The sequence below is a fragment of the Acinetobacter sp. YH12200 genome, assembly GCF_013418175.1.
In the GTDB taxonomy this organism is placed as follows: Bacteria; Pseudomonadota; Gammaproteobacteria; order Pseudomonadales; family Moraxellaceae; genus Acinetobacter; species Acinetobacter pseudolwoffii.
Map to the genome: position 1 here is coordinate 54,512 of NZ_VPCO01000005.1, position 17,720 is coordinate 72,231.

Annotated in this window: 15 protein-coding genes; 6 read left to right on the plus strand and 9 right to left on the minus strand. The window is 44.6% G+C overall.

Annotation, left to right across the window (positions count from 1 at the left end):
- Position 1 precedes the first annotated feature (1 nt).
- The 7 genes from FTU90_RS04410 to dxs all read right to left on the minus strand — a co-directional run bounded on the left by FTU90_RS04410 (position 2) and on the right by dxs (position 8,613).
- The gene (locus FTU90_RS04410) at positions 2 to 634 is read right to left on the minus strand and encodes a phospholipid-binding protein MlaC (RefSeq protein WP_005094187.1); all 633 of its coding nucleotides are present in this window, start codon (positions 632 to 634) and stop codon (positions 2 to 4) included.
- 18 nt (positions 635 to 652) lie between these two features.
- Entirely contained in the window at positions 653 to 1,330 is a 678-nt protein-coding gene (locus FTU90_RS04415; RefSeq protein ID WP_180071967.1) for an outer membrane lipid asymmetry maintenance protein MlaD, read from the minus strand.
- Entirely contained in the window at positions 1,330 to 2,109 is a 780-nt protein-coding gene (gene mlaE, locus FTU90_RS04420; RefSeq protein ID WP_100355139.1) for a lipid asymmetry maintenance ABC transporter permease subunit MlaE, read from the minus strand. Before mlaE ends, FTU90_RS04415 begins: the two co-directional genes overlap by 1 nt.
- Positions 2,106 to 2,924, minus strand: a complete 819-nt coding sequence (locus tag FTU90_RS04425; RefSeq protein ID WP_005094190.1) for an ABC transporter ATP-binding protein — start codon at positions 2,922 to 2,924, stop codon at positions 2,106 to 2,108. The genes mlaE and FTU90_RS04425 overlap by 4 nt, the downstream gene beginning before the upstream one ends.
- Positions 2,925 to 3,329: 405 nt before the next feature.
- A complete protein-coding gene (locus FTU90_RS04430) occupies positions 3,330 to 5,207 on the minus strand; it encodes a DEAD/DEAH box helicase (RefSeq protein ID WP_005168750.1) in 1,878 nt (625 codons plus the stop codon).
- Positions 5,208 to 5,757: 550 nt separating this feature from the next.
- A complete protein-coding gene (locus tag FTU90_RS04435) occupies positions 5,758 to 6,588 on the minus strand; it encodes an inositol monophosphatase family protein (RefSeq protein ID WP_034608351.1) in 831 nt (276 codons plus the stop codon).
- A gap of 114 nt (positions 6,589 to 6,702) precedes the next feature.
- The gene (dxs, locus tag FTU90_RS04440) at positions 6,703 to 8,613 is read right to left on the minus strand and encodes a 1-deoxy-D-xylulose-5-phosphate synthase (RefSeq protein WP_005168753.1); all 1,911 of its coding nucleotides are present in this window, start codon (positions 8,611 to 8,613) and stop codon (positions 6,703 to 6,705) included.
- A gap of 309 nt (positions 8,614 to 8,922) precedes the next feature.
- Between dxs and ribA the strand changes: the two genes are divergently transcribed.
- Complete coding sequence (ribA, locus tag FTU90_RS04445; RefSeq protein WP_005094196.1) at positions 8,923 to 9,525, plus strand: GTP cyclohydrolase II; 603 nt, start codon at positions 8,923 to 8,925, stop codon at positions 9,523 to 9,525.
- A gap of 150 nt (positions 9,526 to 9,675) precedes the next feature.
- Here the strand turns inward: ribA and hemN are convergent, their stop codons facing one another.
- Positions 9,676 to 11,049, minus strand: coding sequence for an oxygen-independent coproporphyrinogen III oxidase (hemN, locus tag FTU90_RS04450; protein ID WP_005094198.1), 1,374 nt, complete (start codon positions 11,047 to 11,049; stop codon positions 9,676 to 9,678).
- 236 nt (positions 11,050 to 11,285) lie between these two features.
- On the opposite strand from hemN, the gene hemF reads away from it, so the two are divergent.
- The 5 genes from hemF (at position 11,286) to FTU90_RS04475 (ending at position 16,246) form a co-directional block, all read left to right on the plus strand.
- Positions 11,286 to 12,242: an oxygen-dependent coproporphyrinogen oxidase gene (gene hemF, locus FTU90_RS04455; protein ID WP_005094200.1), complete on the plus strand. Its 957-nt coding sequence runs from the start codon at positions 11,286 to 11,288 to the stop codon at positions 12,240 to 12,242.
- 134 nt (positions 12,243 to 12,376) lie between these two features.
- A complete protein-coding gene (locus tag FTU90_RS04460) occupies positions 12,377 to 12,583 on the plus strand; it encodes a hypothetical protein (RefSeq protein WP_005094202.1) in 207 nt (68 codons plus the stop codon).
- Positions 12,584 to 12,681: 98 nt separating this feature from the next.
- Positions 12,682 to 13,470 carry a shikimate dehydrogenase gene (gene aroE / locus FTU90_RS04465; RefSeq protein WP_005094203.1) on the plus strand — a complete coding sequence of 263 codons (789 nt, stop codon included), beginning with the start codon at positions 12,682 to 12,684 and terminating at the stop codon, positions 13,468 to 13,470.
- A 396-nt stretch (positions 13,471 to 13,866) separates the two neighbouring features.
- Positions 13,867 to 15,690, plus strand: a complete 1,824-nt coding sequence (locus FTU90_RS04470; RefSeq protein WP_100357830.1) for an acyl-CoA dehydrogenase C-terminal domain-containing protein — start codon at positions 13,867 to 13,869, stop codon at positions 15,688 to 15,690.
- A gap of 346 nt (positions 15,691 to 16,036) precedes the next feature.
- The gene (locus FTU90_RS04475; RefSeq protein WP_004281542.1) at positions 16,037 to 16,246 is read left to right on the plus strand and encodes a cold-shock protein; all 210 of its coding nucleotides are present in this window, start codon (positions 16,037 to 16,039) and stop codon (positions 16,244 to 16,246) included.
- A gap of 221 nt (positions 16,247 to 16,467) precedes the next feature.
- On the opposite strand, the gene hemW is transcribed toward FTU90_RS04475, so the two are convergent.
- A complete protein-coding gene (gene hemW, locus FTU90_RS04480) occupies positions 16,468 to 17,622 on the minus strand; it encodes a radical SAM family heme chaperone HemW (RefSeq protein ID WP_180072005.1) in 1,155 nt (384 codons plus the stop codon).
- Positions 17,623 to 17,720: the final 98 nt, after the last annotated feature.

A 17,720-nucleotide genomic window follows, 5' to 3' on the forward strand; every position in this document is an offset into this window, starting at 1 on the left:
ATTATTTCTTGTCGATTGCAGCTTCTGCATCCGGTTTAAAGTTGGCAATTGCTTTATCAATATTACCGCCATTACGTTTTACCGTCGCAGCAAACTGGTTACGGAACTGCAAACCCAGGTCAATACCCGATACGTTGATGTTGCGGATTTTCCATTGTGAACCCTTGTCCACCAGCTGGAATGCTACTGGAATTTTCTCGCCTTTGTTATTAAAGTCGATGGTCACAACAGGGTTTTTGCTGTTGCTGGCCTTGTAAGGACGCACGCTATAAGTCTGATTACTGAACTTGGCAAAGGCAGAACCATAGTTTTCAATTAAGGTTTCACGGAAATTCTTTTCAAACTGCGCACGCTGTGCCGCCGTACTATATTGGTTCGTGGCATATGTGCCCATCACAATACGTGTGAAAGATTGAGAATCAATATACGGATCCAGATTCTGGCGCACAATGCTTTTGACCAAAGCTGGATTTGATTGCAGTTTTGCATTGTCAGCTTTGAGGCGCTCAATTAAACCATCTGCTACTTTTTTAATAAAAGCAGGTGGTGCTTCAGACGGTGCAGCAAACACTGTACCAGCAACCATTGTTGAAAGAATGCTTACTGCAAGCGTTTGTTTTACTAAAGTCTTCACTGAATTCTCCTCAATCTATTATTCAACAAATGCAGGTTCTGCATCTGTTGTTTCTGAAACTGTCGTCTGTTCCGATGTAGTTTCTTGACTATCTGACGATTTGCCGGCACCACCAGTAATAAACTTCGTCACCAAATCTTCAATTTCCATGGTGCCTTGGGTATTGGCAATCTGATCGCCGCGTTGCAAATAGCTCAGACCACCACCTGGAATAATTTTCAGGTACTTTTCACCCAATAAGCCATTGGTCGCTACCATAATATAAGCATCTTCATCAATATTGGTGATGGATTTCATGTTAGCTAACAGTTGTTTTTCCATGTCTTTTTGTTGCGCAGGTGTCGCTGCTTCATAGTCCGAGCTGTAGCGTAACTCGTCCAGAGCTTCCTCTTGAACTTGCTTTAATTGTTCAGCATTAAATGAGGTCAATGAGCCATCTAAAGTCATATGTACGGTTGCCAGACGCGTTACAGGATCCAGGGTAATATCATCGACCTGTCCCACTTTCACCCCGCTTAAAGCGACTTTGGCACGTGGCTTGATGCCATTCACATTTTCAAAAGTTGCCGTCATTTTATAGCTGTCGGAAATATTGCTGCCGACCAGACCACTGACACGCATCGCTAAAAAGAATAAGGCAATACCAAATAAAATAACAAAAACACCAACGGCCAGCTCACTAGTACGTGATTTCATTAAACACCTCCGAACATGACCGCAGTCAACACAAAATCAAAGCCTAAAACGCACAGTGAAGAATAGACGACTGTACGCGTTGTAGAAGTTGCAATACCTTCCGATGTCGGTACACAGGCATAGCCTTGATATACCGCAATCCAGGTACACATTAATGCGAATACAAAACTTTTAATAATAGTGCCATTCAAGACATCTTTATAGAATTGCACGCTGCTTTCCATGCCGCTCCAATAAGCACCTTCATCGGCCCCCAAAAAGTCTACACCGACCATTTTACCGCCCATAATTCCGACTGCGGCAAAGATCACCGAAAGCATGGGCAAGCTGAAAATCCCCGCCCAGAGACGTGGCGAAATCACCCGTTTTAAGGGATCCACCCCGATCATTTCCATACTGGACAATTGTTCAGTGGCTTTCATCAGACCAATTTCTGCGGTCAAAGCCGAACCGGCACGTCCTGCAAACAGCAAAGCCGCGACCACAGGTGCTAATTCACGCAGCAAGGTCAACGCCACCGCTGTACCAAGCATGGATTCACTGCCAAAGGTCGACAGAATACTGAACATCTGCAAGCCAAGCACGGCACCAATAAACAGACCAGAAACCACAATAATCAGCAGGGACAATACCCCGACCCGATACATCTGATAAATAAATAGTCTTAGCCCAAGCCAGGTCGGCATGGAAAATAAGATCTGCAACAGCATCAGGGTTGCGACCCCAATCCCCTGTACACGTTCAATAACGCGTCTACCTAATGCGGCAATTGCATTCATGAACGTACCTCATCACTTAAATAAGCCCGGTGACTAAACTGATAATCGACTGGACCTTCCACCGAACCCGTCAGGAATTGCTGCACAAAAGTTGAAGGATGCACTTTTAGCTCTGCCGGTGTCCCCTCGCCCTGGATCTTGCCTTCTGCCACAATATAAATGTAATCAGCAATGGATAAGGTTTCTGTCACATCATGCGAGACAATAATCGTGGTCAGATCTAGTGCTTCACGCAATGAACGGATCAGGCGAGTCAATACCCCCATCACAATCGGATCTTGTCCGGCAAAGGGTTCATCGTACATGATCAGTTCAGGGTCCAGCGCAATCGCCCGGGCCAAAGCCACACGTCGGTTCATACCACCAGACAGTTCCGATGGCATCATTTGCTCTGCACCGCGCAAGCCGACGGATTCCAGTTTCAATGCCACGATTTCCTTAATTAGATGTTCTGGCAGTTTGGTATGGGCCCGAATTGGAAACGCGACATTTTCATACACGCTCATATCGGTAAACAAAGCACCGCTCTGAAATAGCATACCCATCCGTGCACGTGCTGAAAAAAGTTCGGAACGTGACATCGAGGCAATATCTTTGCCATCCAATAAGACCTGACCATGCTCAGGCGTCAGCTGCCCACCGATCAATCTTAATAAGGTAGTTTTACCAGTTCCGGATGGCCCCATAATGGCGGTAATCTGCCCACGACGAATATTTAAACTCACGTCGTCATAAATCACGCGCTCGCCTCGTTTGAAGCTCAAATTCTTGACTTCAATCAAAGACTGAGTATCTCGCGCTGTTTGATTTTTCATAGCTGAGTTTATTCCTACATTTTTTCAGCATGCATACTATAAAGGAACGAAGTTCAAAATGTTAGCAGTTGAAAAAGGTGAGTGAATATCATAAAAAGATGACAATAATTGATTATTTCGTGTTTTTTATAATAAAAATATGTACTTAGGCTTAAAATGACTAGATTGATTAATTAAAAACACTGTATAAATAATAGATAATATTACATAAAATCAAAGTCAATGCGATATATGGCATATGCACCTCTATCAATTGAGATCGAGCAGCTAAACTTTTCATATTAATAATTATCATAACCCTGACAAAATATGAATTAGTAGACATTTTACGTTAAAAAGCAAAAAACTCAATGCATAAAAAAACCGGTATTTCTACCGGTTTTTTATCTTCATCTAGCGACTCTATTAGTCGTTAAATTTACGACGTGGACGATCTTCACCACCGAATGAACGTTCACCACGTGGTTTGTCATCAAAGTTGCGACGTACTGGACGATCACCGAAATCACGTTTTGGACGGTCATCACCGAATGAACGCGCTGGACGATCACCGAAACCACCTTCACGACGTGGAGCAGGACGATCACCAAAATCACGTTTTGGACGATCACCATAACCGCCTTCACGAGCTGGCTTGTAATCTACACGGTTGCCACGGTTGTCATCATTAGAGCGAGGACGGTCACCAAAACCACCTTCACGACGTGGAGCTGGACGATCACCGAAGTCACGCTTTGGACGGTCATCAAACGAACGTTGTGGACGGTCGCCAAAACCACCTTCACGACGTGGCGCTGGACGGTCACCAAAGTCACGCTTCGGACGGTCATCAAACGAACGCTGAGGACGATCACCGAAACCGCCTTCACGACGTGGCGCTGGACGATCACCGAAGTCACGACGTGGACGATCTTCGCCAAATGCCGGACGTTCGCCACGTGGTTTGTCATCGAAGCTGCGACGTGGACGATCATCACCGCCTTCACGACGTTTGAAGTTGCTTTCGCCTTCAAAACGACGACCACCGCCGAAACCACCACGACCGCCATCACGACGACCGCCGCCATCACGACCACGACCACGGCCAGCGCCATCACGGCTACCACGTGCAGGAGGTGGAGATGGCTCAAGACCTTCGATTTCAGATACGTTTAGACGCGCATCAAGGAAGTCTTCCAAAGCACGGATTTTGCCACGCTCACGGTAAGTTGCAAGTGTAATGGCTTTACCAGTACGACCGGCACGACCTGTACGACCAATACGGTGTACATAGTCTTCGTTCTTCATTGGAAGACCGAAGTTAATTACGTGTGAAATGGTTGGTACGTCAAGACCACGAGCAGCAACGTCAGTTGCAACCAAGATCTTCGCACGACCTTCGCGGATGCTGCGTAAACGACGGTTACGTACAGTTTGTGGCATAGCACCATGCAGCGCTACAACTGATAGGCCTGCTTCAGCAAGTTCTTCAGCCAGCATATCTGTGTCTTCTTGAGTTGACGCAAATACAACTGCTTGATCAACGTCTTCTTCGTTCAACCAGTGAGTAAGAAGTTTTTTCTTGTGCTCGAAACCGTCAGTCCAATGCAAAGTCTGAGTAATGTCAGTATTTGTAGAGTGACCAGTTTCAATCGAAATACGCAGTGGATCATTCATCATGCGTTCTGCAAGTGTAATGATACGTGGTGCAAACGTCGCAGAGAACATTAGAGTTTGTTTACGGTTTGCAGCCAACTCACCAATTGCTTCCAAGTCTTCAGAGAAACCGAGGTCAAGCATACGGTCAGCTTCATCGACGATTAACGCGTCAACTTTATCAAGCTTGATTTGACGGCGATTCACCAAGTCAAGTAGACGGCCTGGAGTTGCAACAACAACTTGCGCGCCTTTTAACTGTTGAATTTGCTTACCGAAAGGCATACCGCCCATGATTGCAGCAATACGAACACCTTTCATGTGACGTACAAATGCAATTGCGTCTTGACATACCTGTTGTGCCAATTCACGAGTCGGTGAAATCACCAGAATATTCGGTTGAGTAACCGCTTTCATACGGTCTTTAAATGGTACTAATGTATCTTGGCTTGCCAACGCATTTAAGGTAGGAAGCAAGAAAGCAGCAGTTTTACCAGAACCTGTTTGGCTTGACACAAGAAGGTCTTTACCTTCAAGTGCAGCTGGAATCGCTTGTTCTTGTACAGGAGTTGGAGTAGTAAAGCCTAAAGCATCGAGAGCCTGGGTTAGAGATTCGTCGAGGGAAAAATCAGCAAAAGTTTTGCTCATAGAGAGTATTCACCCTGAAGTGGGTGCTCCATTTAATAAATAACAATTATGGACATCGGCAAAAAGCGGCACAGCAAATAATGCTGAAAATATTAGGATTCAGCAGCGATCCGAGTAACGACGATGTGGATATAACGCACGCATGATTACGGCCGCAAACCTGAAGGAATCGCTTAAGCGATTGGGGCGCGAAGGATATGTCCTCTCTATGGACAGCACGCGCATACAATGATTAGAAGATAGTGTTCAGGTAAAGAACAGAAATTAAGTGCGTGGCGAAATTATAGCAGAATAATCAACAATGTCATTAAGTTTTAAAACTAATTTGCTCTGTCTATAATTTATATATTAATTTCATACACTTAAATATGAATAAAAAATGTAACAACCGGTATAAAAAGGCAGTTTTCGCCAATTCACTTGATATTTCCAATATTCATATCATGTGAGAAATATACTCTACCTCCCTTCTTAACTATTTTACTGCTCTAAAAAAGGCATCCCGAAGGATGCCTTTTCTGAAAATTAGATATATTTCATCTAAACCCGATTATTTTGCTGCTTCACCCCAAGCAGGAACAACTGCTTGCATTAAAGGTTTAAGCATTTTCATTGAACAAGCCAAAACTTGACCATTTTCCATAGAGTCGCTACCACCACGTGCATCAACTACAGTACCGCCTGCTTCTTTCACGATCAATTCGCCCGCTGCGATATCCCAAGGTTTTAAACCAAGTTCGAAGTAAGCATCAAAACGGCCTGCAGCAACATAGGCTAAATCCAATGCCGCAGAACCTGAACGACGATATTGCGCGCCAGCTTCAGTCACGTTTAACAAACTTTGAAAATGGTTCTTGGCATAAGATACAACTTCGCCATTACGTTTAGCACGGTAAGCGTGACCAACAGCCATAAAGGTATTTTCCAGGCTGTCTTTGACATTCACACGAATACGACGCTGGTTCATCATGGCACCACGACCACGACTGGCAGAGAATAGCTCATCTTTCACCGGGTCATAAATCACCCCGTGTTGAGTAATGCCTTTGTGCTGAACTGCGATAGAGATACAGAAATGCGGGAAACCGTTAATGAAGTTTAAAGTACCATCCAGTGGATCGATCACCCAACACCAATCGGCGTCGTGACCATTACCTTCCTGATAGCCAAACTCTTCACCAAGGAAACTGTGATTTTTATAGCTTTTACGTAGGGTATCGATGGTCAACTGCTCCAAATAACGATCTACACGCGTTACTGGACCATCAATTCCTTTTTCTTCGACTTGTAGATCGAGTTTATGACGATTCTGATGCGCTTTTAAAAGCTCTTGACCAACTAACTGAGCCGCACGCGCAGCCATCACCACCATAGGTTCCATTGAACACCCACTACAAATTTAAAGAAACTGATAAAGAATAATGCATAAAAGCCCCGATATCTTAGCAAATATCAGGGCTTTTTTGGAGAAAATGTGTCTAAAATTTTTAAGAACTTATGACAAAACGCTTTGCCCCAAGGCTGACCAGGCTTGATTCATTGATTTTTCAATACCTTGCGCATCCAATCCTGCCTGATGCAGCATTTGTGCATGCGTGGCCTGAGCCATAAATGTGTCGTCTAAACCAAGATTCAGCAGCGGTTTCACAATCTGTGCTTCTGCCAGATATTCATTCACAGCACTACCCGCACCGCCCATCACGGCATGTTCTTCTACTGTCACAAACAGACTGGTGCTTGATGCCAGATCATCCAGCATTTGCGTATCAAGAGGTTTGATAAAACGCATGTTCACAACACGCACACCAATCTCATGTTTCACTGCAAAGGCTTCAGCGGCGTCGACTGCGGCCTGTACCCGGCTGCCAAAAGCCAGCACAGAAATATATTCGTCACACTGCGCATTAAAGCTGGCGACAATTTCCGCCTGACCGATTGGAATTTCAAGCATCTTTTGCTGGATATCCACCCCTAAGCCATTACCACGTGGATAACGCACAGCTGCCGGCCCAGGATATAAATAAGCGGTATGCAGCATTTGACGACATTCATTTTCGTCTTTTGGTGCCATGATCACGATATTCGGGATCGTCCGCATATAGGCATAGTCATAGGCACCGGCATGGGTCGGGCCATCTTCACCGACCAGACCAGCACGATCAATACCGAAGGTCACATCCAGATTTTGTAAGGCCACATCGTGTACCAGCTGGTCATAACCACGTTGCAGGAAGGTCGAATAAATTGCCACGACCGGCTTTAAGCCTTCACAGGCCATGCCCGCAGCCAGCGTCACGGCATGCTGCTCTGCAATCGCGACATCGAAAAAACGTTCCGGATATTCTTTGGCAAACTGCACCATACCTGAGCCTTCGCACATGGCCGGTGTAATCGCGAGCAAGCGCGAGTCCTGTGCTGCTTCATCGCAGAGCCACTGTCCAAATACATCCGAATATTTCGGTGCAGTCTTGGCAGCGGTAAGGGCATTAAGCTTGCTAATCGCGTGATATTTGATTTGATCCGATTCGGCCGGCGCAAAGCCCTTGCCCTTTTTAGTATAGATATGAATCAGACGTGGGCCTGTACGCTTTTTCAGCGCTTTAAATACATGCACCAGTTGTTTGACATCATGACCATCATAAGGGCCAAAATAGTCAAAGCCGATGGCTTTAAATAGGTTATCTGCGGCATCAGTCGCGGCACAGTGCAAGCGTGAGTTATACAGCCACTCCGGATGCGGCTGTACGTAAGCTTCACCTTCCTCGGTAATATTAACGAATTCACCGCGCTCCCAGATCGCCGCCAGATGCTTGGCAAAACCGCCAGTACTGCAAGAAATCGACATGTCATTGTCGTTCAGCACCACCATCAGATCGGCATTGTGTGCGACGGCATCGTTCAAGGCTTCAAAGGCCATACCCGCCGTCATGGCGCCATCGCCAATAATCGATACCACTTCACATGGCTTGTTCTGGTAGCGACGTGCCAAGGCCATGCCCAGACCAGCAGAAATCGCCGTCGAAGAATGCCCTACCCCAAAGGTATCAAATTCAGATTCTTCACGTGCCGGAAAGGCTGCCAGACCATCTTTGGCCCGGATAGTAGTGAGCTGTTCACGACGACCGGTCAGTGCCTTATGCGGATAGGCCTGATGCCCCACATCCCAGATCAGACGGTCATGTGGAGTATTGAAGCAATAGTGCAGAGCCACCGTAAGTTCAATAACACCGAGGTTGGCACCAAAATGTCCACCACTTTGCCCGGCAGCATACAAAATGAATTGACGTAACTCATCTGCCACTTGCGCTAGCTGGCTTTGCTCGAGTAAACGTAGTTGCTCAGGATGATTGATCGTATCCAGCAACGGTGTTACAGGGCGTTGAGTAGGGATTTCTGTATACAGCATATTATGGCAAAGCCTTCTAAAGCCTGGCAAATCTAAAGCTAGGTCAATGGGGAGTACCCGATCATATAGCTGAATTGTAGCAGCTTCAATTCAGCTACGCTTCTAGCGATGCAATATTAAACAATGATCTCATCGGGGTGAAAAAATCGCAGGCTACGATTATCCTGAATAATCTTACTATTTATCAACTATTATCGTCTGCTTTCTACAAAAAAGAAAATCTAATACAGAATTTCGACTTTGCAATTCTACCAATGTTCAATCATTACGCTATACTTTAGCCACTTTCAGGATTTAACGGGTTCAGCTGTGCCAATCGAATTTGTCGCAACGTCAAGATTACCTACCGCTCACGGTGAATTTAAAATTACTGTATTTCAAGACCCTAAGACTGGCGAAGAACATGTCGCGCTGTCTAAAGGACTTGAAGAAGTTTCTGACGAGCCAGTCGTGGTTCGTGTACATTCTGAATGTTTAACCGGTGATGCCTTTGCTTCACTGAAATGTGACTGTGGCCCGCAATTGCAGGCGACTTTAAAGCTGATCAATGAGTTAGGTCGCGGGGCGATTCTGTATTTGCGTCAGGAAGGACGCGGTATTGGCCTGACCAACAAGATTCGTGCCTATGCCCTGCAAGATCAGGGACATGATACGGTCGATGCCAATTTAATGCTTAATCTGCCGGCTGATGCACGTCAATATGACATGTGCAGCATTATGCTGGATCATTTGCAGGTCAAAGCGGTACGTCTGGTGACCAACAATCCTTTAAAAATTGAAGCTTTAAAAGCCCAAGGGATTAATGTGGTCGATCGGGTGCCCCTCACCGTCGGCTTAAATCCGTTTAATGAGCAATATCTCAAAACCAAACATGAACGTATGGCGCATCTTTATCAGAAGGATGATTTTTAAATCCTCCCCTTAATAAATCCCTCCAAACCTCCCTTTCTTGCGCTTCGACTTAAAGCAATGCTTAAGTCTTGCTCAGGGAGGCTTTTCCTTCTTTCAAAAAAAGGAGAAAACTCCCTCCTTTCTTAAAGGAGGGTTGGGATGGATTAAGTGTTAAATCGTCATCGAAAAAATCCGGTTCTCCGGCATGCGTCGCTTTAAACGTAAATCAAAAGCCATACAAATATTACGTACAAATGGTTTCCCTTTCTCCAAAATCGTGACTGATGAGTCTGTCATTTGAATCAAACCATCCTGTGCCATTTCTTTAAGCTGTTCCACCACCTGATCGATTTCAGGGAAAAATAGCTCGGGTTTTTCCCATGAGGTACTAAAGCTGCACATCAAATTCAGAATATGCTGACGAATAATCAAATCTTCCTGATTTAAGACATGTCCTTTAAATACCGGAATTTCATTGCGAGCTAAACAGGCATAATATTCTTCAATAGTTTTCACATTCTGGGCAAAGCTGTACCAGCTATCACTGATCGAAGAAATGCCTAAACCGATCATCACTTGAGTTTTAGAGGCGGTGTATCCCATAAAATTGCGGTGTAATGTTCCAGCTTGAAAGGACTGGTACATGCCATCTGTATCTAAAGCAAAATGATCCATGCCAATTTCATGATAGCCATGCGCCAGCAGTTTCTTTTTGGCCGCTTCATAACATTCACGTTTGATTGCATCTTTGGGTACATCAGCATCTTTAAAACCGCGCTGGCCATTGCCTTTAATCCAGGGCACATGTGCATAGCTATATAAAGCCAAACGATCCGGCAGAAGTGAATTGGTTTGCTCAATGGTATTTAAGACATCGTCCAGATGCTGAAAAGGCAGGCCAAACACCAGATCATGCGAAATCGACTCATAGCCAATTTCACGCGCCCATTCGGTTACCTGTTTGACATGTTCATAGGGCTGAATCCGGTGAATGGCTTTTTGCACGGTTTCATTATAATCCTGCACCCCATAACTGACCCGGCGAAAGCCCAGATCATACAAGCCTTGTAAATGCTCACGCGTGGTATTGTTCGGATGCCCTTCAAAACTGAATTCATGCACAGGCGCTATGTCTGCTTTGGCCAAAATACCTTGAATCAGTTGAGTCAAATGCTCAACAGAAAAGAAAGTCGGTGTTCCCCCACCCAAATGAATTTCTTTAATGACCGGCTTATCTTTCAGCAACTCACAATACAAATCCCACTCTTTCAGCACTGCCTGAATATAGGGCTGTTCCATTTCATGTTTTTTCGTGACTCGCTTATGACACCCGCAAAAAGTGCACAGGCTTTCGCAAAATGGCAGATGGATATACAGGCTGATGCCTTCACTTTGATTGGATTCAGTAAAGGATTTTTTCAGCGTTTGCTTCCATTGTTCCAGTGAGAAATTCTGCTCTTCCCAATATGGAACGGTCGGATAACTGGTATAGCGGGGACCGGGAACATTATATTTTTGAATCAGGGAATTGACCTGTACCGACATGACACCCACCTATTACCATCGAGAAATGCCCAAACCCATGAGCGCTTGCAAGTTATTGTGCGGAGCTTGAAAAAAGAATTCAACCTAGCCATTTGGTCGGATTTAATGCCCCATTCTGTCCATCAATACTCAAATTTAAAGCCTGGTTCAATCCACTACATTGCTAAATAGACCTTAATCTTTGACTGATTTTATGCTTTGATGTAGCTAGTTTTTTATTTTCCTACGAGGCTCTGATGCAGCATCCTACATCTGCGGATATTCAACGCGTTCGTGAATTTCTCCTCGACTTGCAGGCACGGATTTGTGCAGCACTGGAACAACAGGAGCGTGCTGGCGGCGGTACGGCCGAATTTATCATTGATGACTGGGAACGTCCTGAAGGTGGGGGTGGCCGTTCGCGTGTCTTGCAAAATGGTACCGTGATTGAGAAAGGCGGGGTGATGTTCTCCCATATCAATATTTCCAAACTGCCCGCTTCAGCCACTGAACGCCATCCCAATATTGCCGGTGCCAAGGCGCAAGCGATGGGTGTATCGCTGGTCATCCATCCGAAAAATCCGAATGTACCAACCTCACATGCCAACGTGCGTTTATTCGTTGCAGAAAAAGAAGGGCAAGATCCAATCTGGTGGTTTGGTGGCGGTTTCGACCTGACGCCGTTCTATCCAAATGATGAAGATGTCCTTTCGTGGCATCAGACGGCGCATGATCTGTGTGCGCCATTTGGTGAAGAGATTTATCCTGAACATAAACAATGGTGTGATGATTATTTCTATTTAAAACATCGTGATGAACAGCGTGGTGTCGGCGGGTTATTCTTTGATGATCTGAATCAGTGGGATTTTGATACCTGTTTCCAGTATATACAGGCCGTAGGCAATGGTTATCTAGAGGCGATTCTGCCGATTTTCCAGCGTAATCAGGATAAGCCTTATACCGAAGCACAACGCGAGTTCCAGTTGTATCGTCGTGGCCGTTATGTCGAATACAATCTGGTTTATGACCGCGGTACGCTATTTGGTTTGCAGACCGGCGGCCGAATTGAATCAATCTTGGTGAGCTTGCCTCCGCTGACCGGCTGGTCCTATCGTCCTGAATGGGATGAAGGCTCGCCGGAAAAGCGTTTGACCGATTACTATCTGAAACCCCATGACTGGCTCACAGAATTAAAATCAACTGCAATGAAATGATACAAACAGCCCTCAAATAGAGGGCTGTTTTAATCCATTATTCCTCTATACTGCTGCAGAGTAATCCCTGATTTGGTCGCGGCATCCTATCGCTACATCGATCACAATCTATTAGATGTCTAGTGAGAATAACAATGCATCATCTTCAATTAAATCTTCCTGTTTTTGCCTTTTGGCTTTTTCTGGCTCTCGCCATCAGTGCGATGAGTACCGCCGTTTTGAGTCATAATCTGCTTCTGGATGGCGCGGCTATTCTGGTGAGTATCCTGACTGTGGTCGGAGCTGTGCTTAGTATGGCGCTGGTATTTGCAGAACATATTATGGACATCTGCAGTTCCTAAACCGCACTTCCAGCCCCCTTATTTAAAACAGCGCAGGCTTTAGTCCCTGCGCTTTTTCACGTATATTGATGCTCATTTCAGCACATGGACATTGTGAAATGAGCAAACAATTTGCCGTGATTGGTAATCCGATTGAACAGTCACGCTCTCCAGAATTGCATCATGCTTTTGCAGCAAAAACCGGAATTGATCTAAATTACAGCAAACGTCTGGCTCCACTGGATGGCTTTGAGGCCAATATTCAGGAGTTTTTTGCCCATGGCGGAATCGGGATGAATGTCACCGTGCCGTTTAAAGAGCAGGCTTTTGCCCAGTGTCAGGTGCTCAGTGAGCGAGCCAAAATTGCCAAGGCAGTGAATACCCTGTGGATGAAAAATGGTATTTTGCATGGCGATAATACTGATGGTCAAGGTCTGGTCGATGCGATTCGTGCACTCAACTGGCCGCTGGAAAATACCAACATCCTGATTATCGGTGCAGGCGGCGCAACCCGTGGCGTGATCTATCCTCTCGCCCAGGCAGGCGCAAAAAAAATTGTGATTGCCAATCGCACCTTGGCACGCGCTGAACAACTGGTTGCGGATCTGCAGGATGCTGTAGCGCAGCTCGAATTACAGGCTATTTCACTAGAACATCTTGCAGGTGAGTTTGATCTGGTGATCAATGCCACTTCAGCCAGTCTCAGCGGTGATGCTTTGCTGCTTCCAGAAGCCTTACAGTTTAACTATGCCTATGAAATGGCCTATGGCAAGCCTTCCTCCTTCCTTGATCAGGCCAAAGCACGTGCTGTGCCAACATCTGAAGGCTTTGGCATGCTGGTCGGTCAGGCACTGGAATCTTTTTCTATCTGGAATGGCATCAAACCAGATTTAAAAGATTTTCTATAAATATCCAGTTATTTTGACCAGAGAATTCGGGTTGTAACAACAATCCGAATTGATCTTAACTCCATTATTAAAGACTAAAAATTCAGCTACTGGATTTAATGACATTTTTAACTTGAATTTTTTATTGATAACAATTGAGTACAATTCATACAAAAGTAGCACTAGACAATCTGGTGTTCAATTCATTAAAGTCCAATCAGATAAGAAGTTTTCAACCTTTCTGTACGCTGACAGCCAGAAGATGAAATCATCCGATTTTATTGGTTGGCTCTAAGACTCGATTCGCTTTTCTGACATTTTTATTTGCTTGCCTTATCAATGTTTTTTTATCTCAAATATGAATAATCAAAGAATCGATACAGATAATCCAAAACTATTTTAATCAGGATTAAACGCATGCCAGCATATAAAGCCCCTTTACACGACATTCGCTTCCTTATGAATGAAGTGCTCGATTACCCTGCGCACTACCAGAATTTGTCGAATGGTGAATATGCCGATACCGACACGGTAGACATGATCTTGGAAGGTGCAGCAGATTTCTGTGAAAATGTACTTTCACCTCTGAATGAAAGCGGTGATGCTGAAGGCTGTCATTTTGAAAATGGCGAAGTGAAAACGCCTAAGGGCTTTAAAGACGCTTATGATCAGTTCGTCCAAGGTGGCTGGCAAGGTCTGTCTTATCCTGAAGAGTTTGGTGGTCAAAACCTGCCAATGTCTTTAAACCTGATCAAATCGGAAATGATGGGAACTGCAAACTGGTCATTCCAGATGTATCCGGGTTTAAGCGTGGGCTGTATCAATACCATTATCCAGTACGGCACCGATGAGCAGAAGAATACCTATCTGCCGCATCTGGTTGCGGGTACTTGGGCTGGCACCATGTGTCTGACTGAGCCGCAATGTGGTACTGACTTGGGTCAGGTTAAAACCAAAGCCGAGCCGCAAGAAGATGGCACGTATGCCATTTCAGGAACCAAAATCTTTATTTCCGCAGGCGAGCACGATCTCACTGAAAATATCGTACATATCGTGCTGGCGCGCCTTCCGGATGCACCGCAAGGTACTAAAGGCATTTCACTGTTTATCGTACCGAAATTTATTGCTGCTGCCGATGGTGGCATCGGTGAACGCAATCCAGTCAATTGCGGTTCGATTGAACATAAAATGGGGATTCGTGCCTCAGCAACAGCCGTGCTGAATTTCGACAAGGCCACGGGTTACTTGATTGGTGAACCGAATAAAGGCTTGCATGCCATGTTCACCTTCATGAACACTGCGCGTATTGGTACTGCGATTCAAGGCATCTGTCATGCGGAGTTATCCTTCCAAGGTGCTCTGCCGTATGCCAAAGAACGTATGTCGATGCGCGCCCTGTCTGGCAAAAAAGATCCGGAAAAAGTGGCGGATGCCATCATTCATCATGCCGATGTACGCCGTATGCTGTTGACGCAAAAAGCCATTGCCGAAGGTGGCCGTGCCATGATTTATCATGCTGCGCAAATTGCCGACAACATGAATGATGCTTTATTGCGTGGCGATACCGCTGCCTTTGAACAGCATGATGATCACTTAGGTTTCTATACCCCGATTCTAAAAGGCTTCCTGACTGAAATGGGCTATGAAGCATCGAATCACGGTATGCAAATCTTTGGTGGTCATGGCTATATCAAAGAATGGGGCATGGAACAGATCGTGCGTGATTCACGTATCTCTACCTTGTACGAAGGAACGACAGGTGTACAGGCACTCGATCTGATCGGTCGTAAAGTACTGTTAACCTCGAAAGGCAAAGTGATTCGTGATTACACCGCTGAAATCCTGAAATTCTGTGGTCAGCATGCGCGTAATAAATATATGCGCCGTTTTGCCTGGGATCTCACCAAGCTATGTGCCCAGTGGAATGCATTAACTGTTCGAATCATGCTGGCAGCCCGTAAAGACCGCGACATCGTCTCTTCTGCTTCAGTCGATTTTCTGATGTTCTCGGGCTATGTGATGATGGCATACTTCTGGGCGCAGCAAGCCGCAGTTGCCTCAGCCAAACTGGCTTCTGGCGATGGCGCAGAAGTACCTGAGTTCTATAAAGCAAAAATCAAAACCGCTGATTTCTATTTCGAACGTATTCTGCCTCGTACCCAAGGTCATGCTGAAGCGATGGTGAATCCATCCAAAACCATGACCGCACTGGCGCCAGAGCACTTTAGTTTTGATTACTAAGCTGTAAATTGAATTACAAAGAGCGCTTCGGCGCTCTTTTGATTGAGAGCTACCCTTTTAAAACCCTAAAAACACTGATCTGAATACAAAATATACAGGTTTAATTTTATATTTTTCAATAGCCTAATAAATTAGATAAATAAAACGCTTGTATATCTCAAAATAAGCGGTATGATAATCCCAACTAGAAAAATTCTTGTTTTGGTTAGTTTCTTTTAAGTATCGCAGTTTTAGTCATAAACCTTCGTATTACAGATCAAAAAGCTCCATCCTTTTTATTTTTCAAAGTTACAGTTAGTCATCTGAAATTTTGGCTATAAATTCATACGATTCAATAGGTTACATTATGTCTAATACAGTTAACGGTACAGTAAAATGGTTCAACGAAACTAAAGGTTTCGGTTTCATTCAACAAGAATCAGGTCCAGACGTTTTTGCTCATTTCAGCGAAATCACTGGTTCAGGTTTCAAAACTTTAGTTGAAGGCCAAAAGGTTTCTTTCAGCGTAGCTCAAGGTCAAAAAGGCCCTACAGCTGTAAATATCGTTGCTCTATAATTTAGAAGCAAGATATTGAAAAAAAGCACTCTTAGAGTGCTTTTTTTGTGCTTGTAATTTCTCTTATTCAACTCTAGCTTTTAAAGCTTATTTGTTTGATTTAAAAACCGGTGTGCTCTATGCCAAGCTAAAAATTCCTGATCTGGTAAAATCTGCACAATAAAAACCCCCCATATAGATTTATGAAGGTCTTTGAAAAATGTTCAGAAAATAAAAATCAGTTAAAGAAATTCTTCCAGTACCGAATTTAAGAAGATATGCCCCTGCTCGGTACATGCAAGCCGGTTTTGATCATAGATCATTAATTTTCGTTTACGTAAAGAGCTTAATAAATCTTGTAAAGTATCCAAACTTTGACCAGTACGCTCGATATAAAATTTAGCCTCTACGCCCTGATTTAAGCGTAGCGCATTCATCATAAACTCAAATGGCATCTCTTCAGCTTCAATACGCTTAAACTGCAAATGTTCAGCAGGTACTTTGGCTAAGTAATCCTTAGGTAAGCGGGTTTTCTGGAAACGATATACGCCATCAGGTTGAGTCACTTTGCCATGTGCACCCGCACCAATCGCCAGATAATCGCCGAATTGCCAATAATTCAGGTTATGCGCTGAAGGTAATTCTTTACGCCAGGCAGAAACTTCATAATTGATAAAGCCTTGAGCTTTGAGGTAAATTTCGCCCTGCTCCTGAATATCTTCAAGTACATCATCTACCGGTAGAATAGGTTGGGTACGGAAAAATACCGTATTCGGTTCAATCGTCAGCTGATACCAGGAAATATGTGTCGCGCCATTTTCTACCGCAAGTTTTAAATCATGCAAGGCCTGATCTAAAGTCTGCTCAGGCAAGCCATGCATTAAATCGACATTAATTCGTTGAAAGCCTGCTTCACGCGCCAATCCAATCGCAGAAATCGCATCTTCATTGCTGTGAATCCGACCCAAGCGTTTAAGATGGTCAGTATTAAAACTCTGTACCCCAATTGACAAACGGTTAATGCCGGCCTGCAAATAACCTGCAAATGGGTCATGCTCTACCGTACCGGGATTTGCTTCCAGCGTAATTTCACAGCCTTCTGCAAAGGGAATAATGGCTTGCAACTGATCAAATAGCCATTGATAGCCTTGAGCAGAAATCAGCGACGGCGTACCGCCACCAATAAACACACTATGAATCTGGCGGCCTTGGGCAAAATCGAACTGCGTTTTAAAATCCTCAACCAAGGCATGTAAATATTCCTGTTCTAGTTCCAGTGATAATTCACCATCAGGAACAGCATGCGAATTAAAGTCACAATACGGACATTTGCGCACGCACCATGGCATATGAATATATAAAGACAATGGGATAACAGCAGGATTCAATTCAGCCAAAGAACTACTCAAAAACGACTACAAGATATAGCTGAATTTTAACATGACTCGGCAGCAACACTGCTAAAATTAAAATGATCACCGGGTTATATCTAAAA

Excerpts from the sequence above, each read along its gene's own strand:
- FTU90_RS04415 (WP_180071967.1), bottom strand. The coding sequence starts at position 1,330 with ATGAAATCACGTACTAGTGAGCTGGCCGTTGGTGTTTTTGTTATTTTA.
- mlaE (WP_100355139.1), bottom strand. The coding sequence starts at position 2,109 with ATGAATGCAATTGCCGCATTAGGTAGACGCGTTATTGAACGTGTACAG.
- FTU90_RS04425 (WP_005094190.1), bottom strand. The coding sequence starts at position 2,924 with ATGAAAAATCAAACAGCGCGAGATACTCAGTCTTTGATTGAAGTCAAG.
- FTU90_RS04430 (WP_005168750.1), bottom strand. The coding sequence starts at position 5,207 with ATGAGCAAAACTTTTGCTGATTTTTCCCTCGACGAATCTCTAACCCAG.
- FTU90_RS04435 (WP_034608351.1), bottom strand. The coding sequence starts at position 6,588 with ATGGAACCTATGGTGGTGATGGCTGCGCGTGCGGCTCAGTTAGTTGGT.
- dxs (WP_005168753.1), bottom strand. The coding sequence starts at position 8,613 with ATGCTGTATACAGAAATCCCTACTCAACGCCCTGTAACACCGTTGCTG.
- hemN (WP_005094198.1), bottom strand. The coding sequence starts at position 11,049 with ATGTCGGTACAGGTCAATTCCCTGATTCAAAAATATAATGTTCCCGGT.
- hemF (WP_005094200.1), top strand. The coding sequence starts at position 11,286 with ATGCAGCATCCTACATCTGCGGATATTCAACGCGTTCGTGAATTTCTC.
- FTU90_RS04460 (WP_005094202.1), top strand. The coding sequence starts at position 12,377 with ATGCATCATCTTCAATTAAATCTTCCTGTTTTTGCCTTTTGGCTTTTT.
- aroE (WP_005094203.1), top strand. The coding sequence starts at position 12,682 with ATGAGCAAACAATTTGCCGTGATTGGTAATCCGATTGAACAGTCACGC.
- FTU90_RS04470 (WP_100357830.1), top strand. The coding sequence starts at position 13,867 with ATGCCAGCATATAAAGCCCCTTTACACGACATTCGCTTCCTTATGAAT.
- FTU90_RS04475 (WP_004281542.1), top strand. The coding sequence starts at position 16,037 with ATGTCTAATACAGTTAACGGTACAGTAAAATGGTTCAACGAAACTAAA.